The following is a 16,479-nucleotide window of genomic DNA, read 5'->3' as shown; positions in this document are numbered from 1 at the left end:
CTACGAGAGCGGACACTGGCACGGCGAAGAGTGGCACGCTGAACCGCATGAACCCGTCATAGCAGAGGAAGTTCCATTTGAAGATGGTTCCTTCGAGGAGATCGTCGATCCCGATCTAGCGGATTTCACAGACGAAGAACTCGCCACCTATGAACGCGTGCGAAGAAACCAAGTCATACGGCATCAGCAGAAATATCCCGACTGCCAAGACTACGAGGCAGTCTGGGAAGATGCTGACCGGCATACAAAGTGGTGGGTGGGATACAAAAAGTGGAGTGCGGAATCTGACAAACGTTATGAAGAATGGAAAAAAGTCTTGAAAGATCAAGATGAATTTTTCGACGACTTGTATCTCAATATGTCCCAAGAGGAACGCATGGCGTTTCTTGAGAATATGAGTGATGCGGAAAAGGCTTCCCTTGTCGCCGAACTCGAAGATTGGGATAAAAGAGAAGCGGCTGCCTATAAAAGGTATGATGAATTTAAACAAGAAAAACCCGTTGAGCCGAAGCGTCGGCATACGCACTAAAGGAGGATGCCATGATGGAACATCTTCGCATTTTCGCGATTGTTCTGCTCGTCGCTGTCCTTACCGTCGTTGTTGCTGTGTATGCGTGTGAGAACTTTGAGGCAAAGGTTGATGAAGCTCAAAAGAAGGTCGATGCCCTTAATAGCGAGGTTAGAGCGAAAAGAATAGCAAGTAGTTTGCTCGCAAGGCTCATAGCGACGTTAGATGACAAAGACATTATAGATCGTCTAAAGGACGACAACGATAACTTGTCTGCGTACATGCTCGGACATCATAAAAAAGTCGTGTATTTCGCAGAAAAGTGGTACAATACCCATCAGAGAACTCCTTTGGTTTGAAGATATCGGATACCTTCATTATACCAAAAGGGTTCTCTTTCTACAAAAAATTGCACAATTATTTATCAAACTCACGTTAATTGAATAGGTTTAAGCAAATATTCTGTGAATTCTTTGAGGCATATTTTGCAAATCTATATCACCAAGATGGGAGAATAAAGACAAGCATGAGACAGATTACAATTTATCGAGAGCCAGGTCGATACGCCGGTTGGCCAGCGAATTACGGTATATGGGCATGGGATAACGAGATCGTTGTCGGATTTACGGTGGGGTATCATAAATCGGATGCAGGGTTCCACCGCCGCGACCGCGATAAACCGTTTGTGGGCATGCAGGCACGCAGTGTTGATGGCGGTGAGACTTGGAACGTTTCGGAAACACCGTGCCGTTTACCTGCAAGAGGGACGCTTTCTGCAGATGAACACGTGGAAGAACAGCATCGGCTGACAGCTGAGGCTTCTTTTGAGACACCCTCACGTGTGGATTTTACGCACCCTGATTTCGCGATGATGTGCAGCAGGTCAGGGTTAAGGGCAGGGGCGTACTCGTGGTTTTACACCTCTTTTGACCGGTGCCAGAGTTGGAAAGGTCCGTTTCGACTCCCGATGTTCGACTATACCGGTATCGCTGCTCGAACAGACTACCTCATCTCAGGTCCCGACGAGTGTCTGCTGTTCCTCACCGCATCGAAAGCAGATGGTGAGGAAGGTTTGATATTCTGTGCGCAAACAACCGACGGCGGTGAATCCTTTTCGTTGCTGTCTCAGATCGGACCCGAACCAGAGGGATTCGCGATTATGCCCGCGAGTGTTCGGTTGTCTGATTCAAAGATTCTGGTGGCGGTTCGGTGCCGCGGAGGCAGTGGTAATACGAATGCTGACTGGGAAGAGCGGCAGAACTGGATTGACCTCTACGCCTCAGATGATAACGGACAGACGTGGAATTACATGAACCGACCTGTAGAGAATACGGGAAGCGGAGGAAACCCACCAACGCTAACCCATCTTCACGACGGACGCCTGTGCCTCATTTACGGGTACCGGGATGCCCCGCATCGGATATGTGCTAAATTGAGCAGTGATGCGGGTGAGACTTGGGGTGAAGAGATCGTTTTACGCGATAAGGGTGGAGATCATGATATCGGGTATCCCCGCACAATTCAACGTCCTGACGGTACGATAGTGACCGCCTACTATTTCGATGAGGAGCCGGACGGTGAGCGGTTCATCGAGGCGACGTTGTGGAAACCGTAATCAAGGGTTTCAATGGGTCGAGGTGTAATCACTTTGTCTCTGAACGTAGGTCAAGGCAGACTAATCGGTCTTTGCCTCGGATGTATAACAGTCCATTTGACAATGACGGTGCCGACCAAGCAGGATATTCTATAAATTGTCTCCCGTTTTCGTCTCTGGGAACTGCTTCAGAAATGATCTCCATCTTTTCAGGGGTGCATTTGAGCAGCATCAACCGTCCATATTCACCGAGGTAGATAAAGTAGTCGTTTACCCAGAGTAACGAGGCGCGTTCGTCAACGCGTTGTCCCCACACAACTTTGCCGGTCTTGAATTCTACACATCGGAGTTCCGCACCGCTGGTGTGTCTACTACTACTACCGTAGAGATAGCCTTCGTGATGGATGGCGGTGTTCCAGTGCAACCGCATCGCTTGGTTTCGGCGGCGCGGTGGATCTTTCCAAATAACCTTGTAGCCACCCGGATACACTTGGAGGACAGAACTGCCTACCTCGTAGGATTCACTGATAAAGACGAGATCGTCGGCAACGACTGGACATGAAGCATTAACGGATTCAATCTTCGGACAGCGCCATGGGTAGTAGAAGTCTATTTCACCGGTCATCGGTTCAAAGCCGACAAGCCCGCCACGAGCAAACATGAATCCCCAACGGCGTCCATCAATTGTTGTTGTGATAGGACTGGCATAACTCGCTAATTGGTCACTGATTTCGTAAACGGCATCCCCAGTCTGTTTGTTGAACGCGACAATGCCCGTGCCGTTTGGGGGTGGATTGCCATCTGATGCCCAAACGTCTTTCGGGGTACCCGGTGGAGAACCTCCAATTTGAGCGATGAGTAAATCGCCTTCAACAATCGGTGTTGAGGCGGTGCCGAAGAAATTTTGAACCACATTATAACGGACCGCCGTATCCACCTTCCATAACAGGTTTCCATCCGAAACATTCAGGCAGTGCAACTTTCCCTGAACACCGAAGATATACACGCGTTCTCCGTCAATGACAGGACAAGACCGCGGCCCGTTGTTATATCCGTACATATCCTCGTAGTCTGTCGGGTATTCAAATCGCCAGATTTCGATCCCGGTGTTGCTTTCCATACAGGTGAGGCGCGCCATGTCGCCATGACGCGCGAAGATAAACAGGCGTCCGTCTGAGATGGTAGGTGCCCCGTAACTGGTCCCAATCTTCTTGTGCCAAACGACCGGGGGACCCGTGTTTCTCCATGGCGCGATCTCTATCTTCTCTTGCGATTTACCGTTTCGTTCTGGACCGAGAAAATCGCTCCAATCCGCCATCACGGTCAGTGGAAAGCTAAGCAAGAGTAAAAAGGCTCGTGCGGATATCCTCACGCGGCGACCTCCTCATTCGCTCGTTTCACGAGTGCATTCATGTAGGCGATCGTATATGCTGTGCCGACGCGACCGTCATCGCCCATTTGTGGGATATGGTCGGGGATCAGCACGCCGTTGAAATTAACCTCGCGGAGCACTTTCGCGACGTGGTACATATCCTGATAACCGTTGTCAACGAAGGTCTCAACGAAATGTGGAAGTGGCTGATCGACGTTGCGGAAATGAACTTTGAAGATTTTGTTCCGCTCGCCGAAGTAACGGATGGATTCAATGACATCTTTGCCCATGAGTTCACCGCCCTCCAGCCAACAACCCACACAGAAACACATACCGACGTTCGGACTATCGGCGATTTCAAGGGCACGTTTATAACCCTCAAAACTGCTGAAGATACACCTCGGAATTCCTGCGAGATGCACCGCGGGTGGGTCATCGGGGTGGATACCGATCATCACGCCTGCTTCTTCTGCAACGGGCGCAGCTTGCTTGATGAAATAGGCGTAGTTGTCCCAGATCTCGTCCTCGCTGAATTCGCGTCCGTGTGAAAGCGGCATCGGATACAATTTACCGCCCCAGTGCCCTTCCTGTGCTACGTCGAGGTTAAATGCCCGCGCGCTTGCCCCTCCCCGGGTTGTCTCACGTTCGGTGCTCCAGATGCCGTTGCCCATGTGTGCGTAGGTTGTATACGGAATCCCTGCTCTACCGAGGTCGCGAATGTATCGTTTATACTGTTCGATCTTCGCGTCGCGGTTCTCTAAGTTCAGCACAATCCCGTCCTGATTGTGGACATCGCTGTTGCCGAACCCATAAATTTTGAGTCCTGCGTTCTCAAATATCTCACGGCGACTCATGAAATAGTCGTAATTTGCATTTTCGCCGTTTGTCCAGAGGACGACGTATTCGACATCCATCTGCTTGGCAAGCTGCAAATCTGCCTCGCTCGGTTCCGGTGACATCTGTGCCGTGACTTTCATACCGGGTGCAATGTTTTGTAATGGGGTTTGCGTTGCCATTTTCTGCCTCCATTGGTTTCTTAAAGGTTATGTTTGGGACTTGCCTGCATTTGTTTTGCAGTGAGAACAAGTATCTAAAATTGTTAAGAAAGGGGTTTAGGTTTAAAATCCTTTCTTAACAATTGGACATCTGCAAGGACAACGGACGCAGCAGCTCAGCGTTAATAGTTAAAATCATTCTGCATCTCCAGCCTCTGCTTTGAGTCGGTATAACTCTGCTGTCAGTTCGGTGACGATGTCGGCATACGCTGGATCGTCGTAGACGCTGCACATTTCGTTCGGATCCTTCTCAAGATCGAAGAGTTCCCATTCGGGTTCTTTCGGTTCATCAATAGAACCCGTCGTGCCGAGTGCCTCGCCGTAGTAATAGATGAGTTTATAGCGATCTGTTCGGATCCCGTAGTGTGCGGGAACATAATGGTGTGTGAGGTGCATCCAGTAGCGATAATACATTGACGTTCGCCAATCGTCCGGTGTTTCACCATTGAGAAGTGGTCGCATACTCGTTCCCTGCATGTCCTCTGGGATAGGGAGTCCCGCATAGTCGAGCCAAGTCTCTGCGAAATCTATGTTCAGTGCCATTGCGTCGCATGAACTGCCGGGTTGAATCTCGCGCGCATAGCGGACGAGGAACGGCATCCGTAAGGATTCTTCGTACATGAACCGCTTGTCATACCAGCCGTGGTCGCCCAAGAAAAAGCCTTGATCGGAGGTATAGATGACGATCGTGTCGTCTGCGATACCTTCTGCATCGAGATAGTCAAGCATCCGTCCGACATTATCGTCGATGGAGGCGACGCAACGGAGATATTCCTTGATATACCGTTGATACTGCCAGTTTGCTAATTCTTCCTCCGACAATCCTTCAGGTGGTGGACCGAGTGTATCAATCTTGAGGTCTCTTTCGCTCATGTGACCGAAGACCCGCATTTTCGCATCCCTTGCTGCGTTTGAGCGGTTCTCGTAATCGTCGAAGAAGTTGTCCGGCATCGGAACATCTTCGTCCTCGAACATGTGTGCATGCTTCTCATCGGAATCCCACGGACGGTGGGGGGCTTTGTGGTGACACATCATAAAGAACGGTCGCTCTTTGTCCCGATTCTGCAACCATTCCAATGAGAAATCCGTGATGATGTCGGTGGTATAGCCTTTATGGGTTTTCTCGCCGTCGGGTTCGAGCATCACGGGATCGTGATAGAGGCCTTGTCCGGGTAAGACGTTCCAGTAGTCGAAACCTGTCGGATCTGCGTTACCGCCGTGACCGAGATGCCATTTGCCTACCATTGCCGTCTGATAGCCGTCCGCGTGGAGCATCTTCGCGACGTTCGGTATCCTACCGTCAAGGGGATCTGATAGCGTCTTGACACCGTTGAGATGGCTGTGTTTACCGGTCAAAATGTTCGCACGGCTCGGCGTGCATATAGAGTTGACGCAGAAACAGTTTTGGAGAATCATACCGCCGTCTGCGATACGATCCAAATTCGGGGTTTGGTTAATCCGGCTCCCGTAACTGCTGATAGCGTGTGAAGCGTGGTCGTCGGACATGATGAATAGGATATTGGGTCTACGCAATTAATTTTTCCTCCTTATTTTGCCTTAATCTCTTCCCATGCTCGGTTGTAGTGCCTCGTAAAATCCCCCGGATCTTTCAGCCATTCAAGGGATTCCAAAACCTCTGCTGGCGGATAGATGAATTTGTGTTCCCGTAGATGTTCCGGTAAGTGTTCTTTCGCCATAGGCACACAGGTGCCGTATTTCGTGAAAGCGGTAATCTTGGCATTCACTTCGGGACGGAGCAAATAATTGAGAAATTGCTCGGCGAGTGCCTTATGCGGTGCGGATTTCGGAATGCAGACCGCGTCTATAAACTGACTGGACCCTTCTTTGGGGATGACGTATCGGATTGTCGGACGGGTTTCGGTCGCACGGAACGCATCGCCGCTCCAGCAGTGTGCCATGACGACGTCCCCGGCAATAAGGAGTTCTTCTGCCTCGCTTTTATACTGTTTCACGATCGGTTTCTGGGCGATAAGTTTCTCTTTCGCCGCTTTAATTTCATTTGGATCGGTGGTGTTGAGGCTGTATCCGAGCATTTTTAGCGCAGCACCGATGGTCTCGCGTTGGTCGTCTAACATGCTGAATTGGTTCTTGTATTGCGTGTCCCAAAGCACTGTCCAACTGTCGGGTGCCGGTGTGACGACGGACGAATCATAGGCGATCCCCGCAGTGCCGAATGTGTAAGGAATAGAATATCGGTTTTCGGCATCGAAGTATTTGCCGAGGAACAGCGGACTAATATTCTGGAAGTTAGGGATGTTGTCGCGGTTTAGTTCAGCTAACAGGTTTTGTTTGATTAAGATCGACACCATATAGTCGGATGGCATAATGATGTCGTATCCCGTTGCACCTGCTAACAACTTGGCAAGGAGATCCTCGTTGCTCGCATAAGTATCAATGAGGACATTCACCCCGTATTCCTTTTCAAATCCCTCGCGGATGTCGTCACTGACGTAACCCGCCCATGTAAAGACATTGAGTTGTTTCTTCTGTCCATCGCTATTGCCGATGAAAAGTGCGACGAGTATCAGGACGCAGAAGATGTATCTGTGGCGCATAATTTTCTCCCTTGGTGTCTATAAAGCATAACATCAAAAACCAAGCTTGGAACGGAGTGGAAAGCGACTCTTAAAAAGGCGCGTCAAACTCTGAAACAGTGTTGTCCCTCGCAAGGTATAATTAAAAATCTGCTGAAGACCTAAAATGTTGACAATGTCTGTCAGCTATGCTAATCTACATGCATTAGGGACACTTATTCGTCGGATGCTTCGGTGGGGAGTCCTTCGGCTTTCCAACCACGGAATCCACCCGTTAGCACGGATACGTTTTCATAACCCATGTTTTTTAAGGTGTGTGCAGAGAGCGTAGCACGGGTCCCACCGCCGCAATACGTAATGATATGTGTGTCTGCCTCAGGGGCGATCTCATCGATATCGAGTTCAAGGTAGCCGCGAGGTAGAGAAACCGCCTCCGGTAGATGTTCTTCATCGTAGTCGGGTTCGTCACGCACATCTATCAGGACAACCGATTGTTTTGCGTCCGTAAGTTCGTCGGGTGAAATGTGTCCGACATTCGCTTTCGCTTCAGCAACGAGTTGTTTAAGGGTTTTTAGTGGCATTGTTTCCTCCATAAGGGTTGAAAACTGCTGATTGAACTTGAGAGAATTTTGGCAGTGTAGGGCGCAGCTTGCAAGCCCATACTCATAAAGTGTAAGCCAAAACGGGTTTGACAAAATATAGCATAATGTAAGTAGATTCGTCAATATTTTTTAACTTACCTTGCGGCGGAATAAACGTGATTTCGTGCGAGAAGTGCCTTCCTCTGGAGTCGCCTGCGCCGATGTTGCAGGCTTCCTGTTTCGCAGTATGGGAAAACCTACAAACTTTGGAAAGGAGAAGATATGGAATTGCTTAAAACATCTGTTCAATCTGTAATTGAGAAAGAACGGATTGGGAGTCCAGTGTTCCTGCGGTGCGTCCTGCATGTGGGGGGTGATGCCTCGAATTTGCTATCACCGGTGTCAGAGATGGCAGCACTCGCGAATGGATGGATGCCCTCATCGCCAGTGCGGGTCTATGTGCAAGGAGATGCAGGCGCAACACAGGTCACGGTAATGCTCCACTATGCGGGAGGACAGATGGCACTATTGAGTGTCAATCGGGTCGAAGTCGAGACAGCGATTGACATCATGTTGGTCGGTAATAAAGGTGTTATCTATCACGAAACGCCGGTGGGTCGGCACTACCTGAACGCTACATCCCCACAATTGGGTGCCACGGGTGAATTGACAGCGGCTATCGCGCAATCGCTTGAGAGCGGTCAACCTATTACCTTGGAGGCTTAAACATGCAAGAGAATGGAAAATATGGGGTTCTCCTACTCGGTGGAAATCGTACACATCAAGAGAATTACGCATCGAGTTTTGCACAGGACGCACGCTGTCGGTTGGTCGCTTTCGCCGATGAACCGGATGCACCCTCAGAACGGATTCGGTTAGCACGTTCGCTCGCTGAATCTTTGGATTTGCCGTTCATAGACCTCGATGCCGCACTCGCACGCGAGGATGTGCATATCGTAAGTCTCTGTACAGACGTAGAACGTCGCGGGCGTATAGGGGCGAAATGTGCCGAAGCGGGAAAGCATGTCTATCTCGATAAGCCGATGGCGTTCACACCAGAAGATGCGGAGAAGATCGTTGCGGCGGTTGCGAAGAGCGGCGTGCGAAGCCAGATGTTCAGCAACATTCACAGTGCCTGGGCACGCACTGTCCAGCAGGCGTTGACAAGTGGAAGTATCGGCGAACTTCAGGCGGTTCATTGTGATGTCCTGTTCTCCAAGGGACATCCCGGTAGCGCGCCTGTCGGACAAAAAAGGGTCGAAAAATCCGAACGTGAGCGCTACAGTTTCGTTGAAGCGAAACCTGAAATGTTCGATGTCGGTGTCTATGCGGTGTCTATGGTGAATTGGTTGACACAGAAGCGGGTACAGCGTGTGTTCGGGGGAACGGCGAACTATTTCTTTAAGGAGCATCTCGGCTGCGATGTTGAGGACTTCGGTGCTTTGCTCCTAACGTTGGAAGATGGGATCACAGCCACGATCGCCGGTGGACGTTACGGGTGGCAGAGTCATGCACAAGGTGGTGTGCGAAAGGTGCATCTCGTCGGCACCCAAGGGAGTCTGACCTTTGATGCGTCAGCGAATCGTTTGGAGGTATTTGCGGCTGAATCGGCGTTTGAACCCCCTTCACCGCATCCGCTCGATCCGATGGGGATGTGGAGCAGCACGCAGGCGGAGCTTGGAACGCCGCCGAAGCAACAGTGGATAGACATCGGGAGTCATGACGACAGCGCCCGTGAATTCGGTGCCTTTGTCGATTGTATTGAAAAGGGGGTAGAGAGCGAAATGAACGCCGAATTTGCGGCACATTCCGTAGAAATTATCTGTGCCGGGTATCGTTCGGCAGCGACTGGAGCGGTTATCGATCTCTAAGCGAGACGTTTTGTTTTTTGTTAGCGGGATTGGATGAAAATTAATAAAATATTTCGGTAATTTGATGTTTTCCCCAGGCCCGGTAGGGCTTTTGCTGAGGTGTTTCTTCACGGTTTGCAACCAGGGTTTCCACTTTTCGGATTCGGCAACACTATCGCGCACCGACGAGCCGGAGCAGCCAGTTTGGAGATTTCCGGAACTTTTCGTCTGCTGGCGGCAGGCGAGCGTGCTTTTTCGGCTTTCTCTGCGGATAACAGGGCGAGGAGTTTGGATCGCTCGTCGATGAGCGCGTTTTCACGTTGATGCGACAGGGTGAGTTGTGCCTTGAACTAAACCGTAATAACCCGCTGTTGTCCCTCTCTGTATCCTGAGGAAGTAATGCGAATCTCAATATCGCGGTTCAATCGATTCAGAAACGTCAACAGCCGTTCAACGCTATAATGATTAAACTTTCCTTTTTTGAGTCGTGAGATTTCAGGCTGCTTCACTCCGAGAATCTTCGCCGCTTCCGCTTGGGTGAGCTGACGACCTTCTATAATCTGAAACACTTCAAACCCAAGTTTCGCTTTAAGAAACAGTTCGTCGGCATCCGGCAAGTCTAGATCCTTAAACACGTTGCCTGAACTCTTTTCACATTCAATCTTCTTGCTCATAATTCTTCTCCAGTTCCTGCGCCATTCTGAGGCGTCTCTTGATAAGGTCTACGTCTTTCTTGGAGGTCTTAATTCCGCGCCTTGATTTTTTCTGAAAACAATGCAGCACATAAACCCTCTCTCCAATTTTCACCGCATACACGGCACGATAAGTGTCCGTCCTAGAATCCGCTCGTATCTCAAAAACCCCTGAGCCAACGCCCTTGAAGGGTTTAGCCGCCGGAGACATACTTCCCGCCTGTGCAATAAACAAAGCGTCCCCTATATCCTTTTGAACGGACTGCGGAAAGTCCTTCAGCTTTGCCTTAGAATCCCCGACCCATATAGCGTCTCTTAAGTTCAGCCTTTCGTGATCCATAATGTATTATAACCAAATGGATATAATATGTCAAGAATCTCAATCACCACGAAGCCCACCGACCTCTCCCCCTGGAAAACCATGCCTTAGCGGACGTAGTTGGTGAATATGAGCAAGCCGTGAAGAGGTACACACCAGTGTTGATATAACCGGCACGGCAGGTAGGTTGTTTCTCGCGGAAGGCTGTAATTCTTTCTTCGCTGGAGGTGTCATCAGAATATGACATGATAATGCTCCTTGTAAAATATTATGTGGAATACTTCGTGGGGCGCTATGCAGTATAACACAAAATTGGATTGTGTGCTAATGCATAATTTTCTCTACTATCTGCTAATTCCGATGGCTTCTAGTTGAGCAATTTGTTTTACCCATGACTCCCGAATCTCAGGAGAGTAGTCTCCCGGGAGTAGCGATTTTCGGGTGCAGTTGACGAGAGCTTGCAAGGTTTGGTAGTGTCGAATCGGACCGATGTTCGGTAGGATGCGATCTTCCGCGACAGTGATGATTTCATCGAGTGTCAATTTGCCTTGCTTGATGAGACTGGCGGCTTCCAAATCGGAACGTAGCGATGCGAAACTCGCCGCGGAATAGTCTTCTGTCAGTTGCACAAGTCGTTCGATTGCATCTTCAGGCAGGGGACCGGCAATGACTTTGGCAAGCGTCCAGCGGAGGAACGCTTCGCGGTCTTCACCCTTTGGGTCGAGGACTGGGATTACCATATCACCGACTCTGCCCTCTCGCCGTAGGTCGGGTGAGAGTTGATAAATCCGAGCGGTCATCAGCAGCCACGTGATGTTGCCGCGGAGTTTCGGGTCTGACATCATCGCCTGTATCTTTCCTGTCAAACGCCGTTCTGTGCTATGGGCATCCGTCCCGACACTGCCGAATTGGGTGTCCGCTTCATCAACGAAGATGAGTACCTTCACAAGTGCCATCAGCAAGCGTTGGAGTCGTTCAAAGATAACGTCTGTCTGTCCGAACCACATACTCCGAATGTTCTTGAGGACGAGCACAGGGATGTCGAGTTCACCGGCGAGCCCCTCGAAAATGAACGTTTTTCCGCTACCGATGGGACCGCAGACGCTCATGCCGGGGATCGCATCAGGACCGGTTGAAGTGATACGCGGAATCAATTGGGTCTTCAGGAAATCCACTAATTTTTTGTTGCCAACGATGTCTTGGAGACTGTGCGCAGGTTTTTTGAACTCTACGACATCATCGCCTAACTGTGCTTGGATGAATTCGGAAACTTTGTCGATAACAGCTTCAGGTTGTAATTTCTCACCCGAGTAGCGCGCCGAAAGGAGCATCTGTCGCAGGGCTTGGAGGGATAAACCGGCTGTGAGCATCGCCAATTGGGCTTGTGTCCCCCAAAGGTTTAGCGGTTTTTCCACTAACTTCGGTGTATTGTTAAACCATGAGATAAAATGTTGGCGTTCTACCATCCCGGGTGCTGGTATTTCGAGGGGGATAACCTGTGGCAGCCTTGTGATCCGAGAGTTCAGGAGGCTTGCTGATTCCGCAATGAAGATGACGGTATCGTTCCCTTCCATGAAATTGGAATCTGATATCCAATCTTGAACGATACTGACCCGGTGCCTGTCCTGTAGCGACAAACTCCGGATTTCGCCTTCCGGTAGCAACATGTCGGTTGCTTCTATCAGGATTATCAATTTTTCCTGTAGTAGTTTTTCACCGTGCGCGTTCGTGGTGCGGGAGAGCAGGCAGAACTGCCGTAGGAGTTCAAGTGCCAATGTCGGACTACCGATGGCATCGTTCATGTACTGCGTAAAGGAGGTATCTGCGGGATCATCGGCTTCGGTAGGCGTGGTGCGTTCAACGGCTGCTTGTATCGGGCGGGGGACACCCGTGCTGGCATTGATGTCAAGATTTGCCTCCGTTGCGCCGCGCCATAGATTGAACGCACGTTTAACCTTTTCACGTTCAGCCGCTTTCGAAAATCGGATGGGTCCATTGAGTTCGTAAACGATTAGGATGAACCCTGGAATGTCCCAGCTGCGGGTCAGGAAGGGGACGAGTGGAACATAATCCGTAGCATCTCCGTCTCGGACGAAGAAGAGGTCGTGAATATTTCCAGATAGGACGAGACTACGAGAGGTCCCCGAATTGATGAGCAGTCCGGCTTCTTTCAGGAATGTATAGGTTGGACTTTTAACGGCTATGGCTCACCGCCCCTTTCTGTTCGAGGTGACGCAACTGCGCGTGAGATGCTGCGTTTTTGTGGCGCGTTATACCGGCAATTCGGAGTCGGAATCGGTTGTCTTTTTGGGAGTCTCCGTCTCTGTCTTTGCATCGGTTTGCTGGGCTCCGAAGATTAAGGCATCGAATTCATCATTGGTAGCAGAGGAACGCGCGGCAGTGAGGAATTCTTCCTCTTCGCTTTTTGAATCGGTGCCAGCCAATTCCTGTGCGACTGTTGAACGCGCTTTCGCTTTCTCACGTATTTCGCGCATGCGGGTCAATTCAGCGGAGGTGCCGTCCATGCTGATACCGGAGAGCATATCGGCGATTTCCTCTTGCTCCCGTGCAGTAATCAGATCCGCAACTGCCTCAGACTGCTCGGATTTAATCTTATCTAAATCGCGATGTAGACTGGTAATCTGAAGTTTGTGGGACTCAATATCGGCTTGCGCACTTTCAATCTCATTTTCAAGTTCCGTGATCCGACCTGTTTTCTCCACCAAGTTGGAATTGAAGTCTTGATAGGCAGTGACGCATCGCGTGTATTCACCATGCACCTTGATTTCTTCCTGTGAGAGTCCTTCGCCTTGTAATTGGGCAGCAGTCTGCTGTGCCTTGGCGATCGCTCCGGATTTGAGTTCTTCGAGTCGCTCCACTTCTTCGGTAAGGCTTTTAACCGTAGATCTTTTCTGTTCAACGAGTGCGATAAGTTGACCGATCGCCTGCTTATAGCGTTGGATATTCCCTTTTTTGTCGTTGATAATGTCCTCGTAAGCCCCTCTAACGGCTTCGGGGTTTTCCATCATCCTATCTGCGGATTCGTGTGCCTTTCCTGACAATGTGTACCAGATACCCTTAAAAAATCGTGTGAATCCATTTGCCATTGTTATTTCTCCTGTTGAGCGTGCGCATTAAAAGAGCGGTCTTCCTATATTAGATTTGCGGGTTATACAAGTGTCCTCTGACGGCTTTACACCGCGTTTAGATACCCATATTACCGTATTTTAACATATTTTATCTAAAACTGCAAGAAAATTTTCGTGAGAGGTGTCAGTGATCAGTCGTCAGTAGAATTCTGCTTGACACAGAGGAGAGATCTCAGTAAAATAAACACTAAACACGATCGTCAATTTTTAAAAAGATGCCCATAACACTTACGGTTCACAGGACATTTTCATATTGGTTGTGGTTCATTACATTCGGTGTATTGGCGCTGGTGCTTGCCAATGTTCCGTTGTTTAATATTCTTGCCTTTGAGTTTTGCGCTGTAGTGGCACTTGGTATCTCTTTCGCGGGCGCGCACGTAACGCTGACAGTGTTGCGGCAGATGAAACGAAACCCCAGTGCGCTTCGCGGTATGCCGGGACAAATCGTCATGCGGTGTTTTTATGAGGCACTGATATTTAACGTAGGTTTATTGGGATTACCGCTCGGTATCATTCTGCTGAACGCGTTTCGCATTGAGAACTGCAACTTCGGTGAAGGGTTCCTCTTTTTTATTCTTTTGTCCGGAATTAGTTGCCTATACGCCACGGCAGCAGGCGTGTTTTTCGGGTTCTGGATCGAAAAACGGTGGTTGGCATACCTTGCCTACTTCGGTCATATTTTGCTTTCTTGTATTCCGGTAGTTATCAATCTAATATTTCATCCACCCGTGTTTGCGTATCACGCGACATTCGGGTATTTCCCAGGACCGATTTATGATTTCGTTATTCCGATAACAAATACACTCCTGATCGCACGGGCGGAAACGCTATTGTGGGCACTGCTATTTTTGGGACTTGCTGTCAGTCTATGTGAGGTGAGTAGAGAGACAGGATTGATGCCGCAGTTGAGGTGGCGTAAGCTTTTCAGTCCGTTGGAAACCCGCCATATTATAGGGTTATATCTGTTAGCCATCGGCTTACTCGGTTTCCAGTTCTATGCAGGAACCTTGGGAATACGACCTACGCGCGCCGATATTGCCCGCGAACTCGGAGGCTTGCGTGAAACGGCACACTTTGAAATCTTCTATGCCCGCGAGCTTGAAGCGGAGATTGAACGGATCGCTGATGATTGTGAATTTCAGTATGCACAGGTGTCTGGATATCTCGATCCTGAAGGCGCGATGCAATCTCGTAAGGTCCGGGCGTATATCTATGCCTCCCCTGAACAGAAAAAGCGGTTGATGGGTGCCCGCGGCACGTCTGTTGAAGACCCATTCGGACACGGGTTTCACATTCATGCACAGGGCTTTCCGCATCCTGTTCTGAAACATGAATTGGCGCACGTCTTTACTGTGCCGTGGTCCCCGTTGAAGGTGAGTCTAAAAATAGGACTTCACGAAGGGATTGCGGTCGCCGCAGATTGGGATGAAGGCAGGCTCACAGGACATCAGTGGGCAAAGGCGATGCGTGAGATGGAGGTCGCACCTCCGTTGTCAGGCGTCATGGGGTTTGGATTTTGGAGGCATGCCGGTTCGCGGAGTTACCTGTTGGCAGGCTCCTTCGTTCGGTTTCTTGTTGATACCTACGGCATAGAAAAATTTAAGGGTGTTTTTCCGACCGGCGATTTTGTGGAGCATTACACGAAAGACTTATCTGCTCTGGAAGCCGAGTGGGTTGAATTTTTGGAAACAGTCCCGTTGCGAGACGATGAAGTCGCCTACGCCACATACCGTTTAAAGCGACAAAGTGTTTTTGAACAGGTCTGTGCCCATGAGATAGCAGCATTGCGAGATACCGCTTGGCAGGCATATTACCGCAAAGATTTTGTCACTGCTATGGAGACTTTTGAGACGATACTATCAGATGAACCTGGGAACTTGAGCACACGTTGGGGGTTGATGTACACCGCGTATCGAATGGAGGATTATGATAAAGCGTTATCTTTAGCGACCGATATTGCCAGCAAAGAGGACACACGGTTCAGCCCAGAAGCGATGCTATTGAAAGGTGACCTTTATTGGCTCAAGGGTGAGTATGAACAAGCGATGAATGCATACGCAGCGGTTGAAACAGAGTATGAGACAATTGAGCGAAGGCGAATCAAGCGGATTGCAGCACTCTCTTATCCGAATGTAGTTCCGGGCGGATGGGATACCCAGTTGAACGGGACAGTGCCAGAAAATCGGTCCCTGCGCGAGTTGCTCCGTGTCGTTTTAGTTGAGCCTAAGGATGCTGGGGAGAAGATGGCGCATCTATCGATGTGTATGCAAACCGCACCTGATATGTGGTTGGCATATCTTTTAGCGGGTGAGTTGCTTCATGGAGAAGCTGCGTGGCAAAGCAGTAATCAGTATCTGCATCGGACGATAACCCTTTTGGAGGAAGTAGAGGCATCGGGTCCGGCTTTCTCCGAGATACCTTCGTTAGGGCAATTGACAGCCCAACAATACCAAAGTCTTGTGTTAGAGACATGGAGGAAGGTGGGCATCAATGGGTATCACCAGAGAGATTATGTGAATGCAATGGCGGCATTCTCTATGATAGCGGAGGATGTAACGCTGCCCCTCGGAACCATACGAAAGGCAGAGGAGTGGAAACAAAGATGTCAATGGGCGCGAGACAGGAAATGAGGGACCTTGTTGACTTAAGGGTTGACTTCATAATATAATATCATTGATAACAGCGACAATTCAGAGCGTGAGTAGAGAAAACAGAGAGGTTTCTAACCGTGCCTATCCCCAATCGCGTCGGAATTTATCAAAAACCATCACGAAACATTGTCCCGCAAGCCTTTATAGGCTTGC

General features: G+C 49.7%; 14 protein-coding genes. 5 read left to right on the top strand and 9 right to left on the bottom strand.

Features of this window, described 5'->3' with window-relative positions:
* Positions 1–540 precede the first annotated feature (540 nt).
* Positions 541–867, top strand: a complete 327-nt coding sequence (locus tag F4X88_03445) for a hypothetical protein (GenBank protein MYA55329.1) — start codon at positions 541–543, stop codon at positions 865–867.
* Positions 868–1,034: 167 nt separating this feature from the next.
* On the top strand, positions 1,035–2,123 hold the full coding sequence (locus F4X88_03440) for an exo-alpha-sialidase (protein ID MYA55328.1): 1,089 nt from the start codon (positions 1,035–1,037) through the stop codon (positions 2,121–2,123).
* A 28-nt stretch (positions 2,124–2,151) separates the two neighbouring features.
* Here the strand turns inward: F4X88_03440 and F4X88_03435 are convergent, their stop codons facing one another.
* From F4X88_03435 to F4X88_03415, 5 genes are all read right to left on the bottom strand, one after another.
* A complete protein-coding gene (locus F4X88_03435; protein ID MYA55327.1) occupies positions 2,152–3,420 on the bottom strand; it encodes a PQQ-binding-like beta-propeller repeat protein in 1,269 nt (422 codons plus the stop codon).
* Between the two features lie 50 nt (positions 3,421–3,470).
* Positions 3,471–4,490, bottom strand: a complete 1,020-nt coding sequence (locus F4X88_03430; protein ID MYA55326.1) for a TIM barrel protein — start codon at positions 4,488–4,490, stop codon at positions 3,471–3,473.
* Between the two features lie 174 nt (positions 4,491–4,664).
* Positions 4,665–6,062 carry a sulfatase gene (locus F4X88_03425; protein ID MYA55325.1) on the bottom strand — a complete coding sequence of 466 codons (1,398 nt, stop codon included), beginning with the start codon at positions 6,060–6,062 and terminating at the stop codon, positions 4,665–4,667.
* Between the two features lie 14 nt (positions 6,063–6,076).
* Positions 6,077–7,105, bottom strand: a complete 1,029-nt coding sequence (locus F4X88_03420; GenBank protein ID MYA55324.1) for a spermidine/putrescine ABC transporter substrate-binding protein — start codon at positions 7,103–7,105, stop codon at positions 6,077–6,079.
* A gap of 194 nt (positions 7,106–7,299) precedes the next feature.
* A complete protein-coding gene (locus F4X88_03415) occupies positions 7,300–7,677 on the bottom strand; it encodes a sulfurtransferase (protein ID MYA55323.1) in 378 nt (125 codons plus the stop codon).
* Between the two features lie 270 nt (positions 7,678–7,947).
* On the opposite strand from F4X88_03415, the gene F4X88_03410 reads away from it, so the two are divergent.
* Together F4X88_03410 and F4X88_03405 are read left to right on the top strand one after the other, a co-directional pair.
* Positions 7,948–8,391, top strand: a complete 444-nt coding sequence (locus tag F4X88_03410) for a hypothetical protein (GenBank protein MYA55322.1) — start codon at positions 7,948–7,950, stop codon at positions 8,389–8,391.
* A 2-nt stretch (positions 8,392–8,393) separates the two neighbouring features.
* Entirely contained in the window at positions 8,394–9,536 is a 1,143-nt protein-coding gene (locus F4X88_03405) for a Gfo/Idh/MocA family oxidoreductase (protein MYA55321.1), read from the top strand.
* A 329-nt stretch (positions 9,537–9,865) separates the two neighbouring features.
* On the opposite strand, the gene F4X88_03400 is transcribed toward F4X88_03405, so the two are convergent.
* The 4 genes from F4X88_03400 to F4X88_03385 all read right to left on the bottom strand — a co-directional run bounded on the left by F4X88_03400 (position 9,866) and on the right by F4X88_03385 (position 13,633).
* Entirely contained in the window at positions 9,866–10,189 is a 324-nt protein-coding gene (locus F4X88_03400) for an XRE family transcriptional regulator (protein MYA55320.1), read from the bottom strand.
* The gene (locus F4X88_03395) at positions 10,173–10,547 is read right to left on the bottom strand and encodes a type II toxin-antitoxin system RelE/ParE family toxin (GenBank protein MYA55319.1); all 375 of its coding nucleotides are present in this window, start codon (positions 10,545–10,547) and stop codon (positions 10,173–10,175) included. The genes F4X88_03400 and F4X88_03395 overlap by 17 nt, the downstream gene beginning before the upstream one ends.
* A 323-nt stretch (positions 10,548–10,870) precedes the next feature.
* On the bottom strand, positions 10,871–12,328 hold the full coding sequence (locus F4X88_03390) for an ATP-binding protein (GenBank protein MYA55318.1): 1,458 nt from the start codon (positions 12,326–12,328) through the stop codon (positions 10,871–10,873).
* Between the two features lie 468 nt (positions 12,329–12,796).
* Positions 12,797–13,633 (bottom strand): hypothetical protein, encoded by an 837-nt coding sequence (locus tag F4X88_03385; GenBank protein ID MYA55317.1) that lies wholly within the window; start codon positions 13,631–13,633, stop codon positions 12,797–12,799.
* Between the two features lie 299 nt (positions 13,634–13,932).
* Here F4X88_03385 and F4X88_03380 point away from each other — a divergent pair, with 299 nt between their 5' ends.
* Positions 13,933–16,305, top strand: coding sequence for a hypothetical protein (locus tag F4X88_03380; protein MYA55316.1), 2,373 nt, complete (start codon positions 13,933–13,935; stop codon positions 16,303–16,305).
* Positions 16,306–16,479: the final 174 nt, after the last annotated feature.

The organism is Candidatus Poribacteria bacterium (genome assembly GCA_009839745.1).
Taxonomy (GTDB): domain Bacteria; phylum Poribacteria; class WGA-4E; order WGA-4E; family WGA-3G; genus WGA-3G.
This window is presented reverse-complemented; position numbering and strand designations above follow the sequence as displayed.

Bases quoted from the DNA above. Each gene is read 5' to 3' on its own strand.
- F4X88_03385 (MYA55317.1), bottom strand. From the start codon at position 13,633: ATGGCAAATGGATTCACACGATTTTTTAAGGGTATCTGGTACACATTG.
- F4X88_03390 (MYA55318.1), bottom strand. From the start codon at position 12,328: ATGAACGATGCCATCGGTAGTCCGACATTGGCACTTGAACTCCTACGG.
- F4X88_03410 (MYA55322.1), top strand. From the start codon at position 7,948: ATGGAATTGCTTAAAACATCTGTTCAATCTGTAATTGAGAAAGAACGG.
- F4X88_03440 (MYA55328.1), top strand. From the start codon at position 1,035: ATGAGACAGATTACAATTTATCGAGAGCCAGGTCGATACGCCGGTTGG.
- F4X88_03415 (MYA55323.1), bottom strand. From the start codon at position 7,677: ATGGAGGAAACAATGCCACTAAAAACCCTTAAACAACTCGTTGCTGAA.
- F4X88_03430 (MYA55326.1), bottom strand. From the start codon at position 4,490: ATGGCAACGCAAACCCCATTACAAAACATTGCACCCGGTATGAAAGTC.
- F4X88_03435 (MYA55327.1), bottom strand. From the start codon at position 3,420: ATGGCGGATTGGAGCGATTTTCTCGGTCCAGAACGAAACGGTAAATCG.
- F4X88_03400 (MYA55320.1), bottom strand. From the start codon at position 10,189: ATGAGCAAGAAGATTGAATGTGAAAAGAGTTCAGGCAACGTGTTTAAG.
- F4X88_03420 (MYA55324.1), bottom strand. From the start codon at position 7,105: ATGCGCCACAGATACATCTTCTGCGTCCTGATACTCGTCGCACTTTTC.
- F4X88_03445 (MYA55329.1), top strand. From the start codon at position 541: ATGATGGAACATCTTCGCATTTTCGCGATTGTTCTGCTCGTCGCTGTC.
- F4X88_03395 (MYA55319.1), bottom strand. From the start codon at position 10,547: ATGGATCACGAAAGGCTGAACTTAAGAGACGCTATATGGGTCGGGGAT.
- F4X88_03405 (MYA55321.1), top strand. From the start codon at position 8,394: ATGCAAGAGAATGGAAAATATGGGGTTCTCCTACTCGGTGGAAATCGT.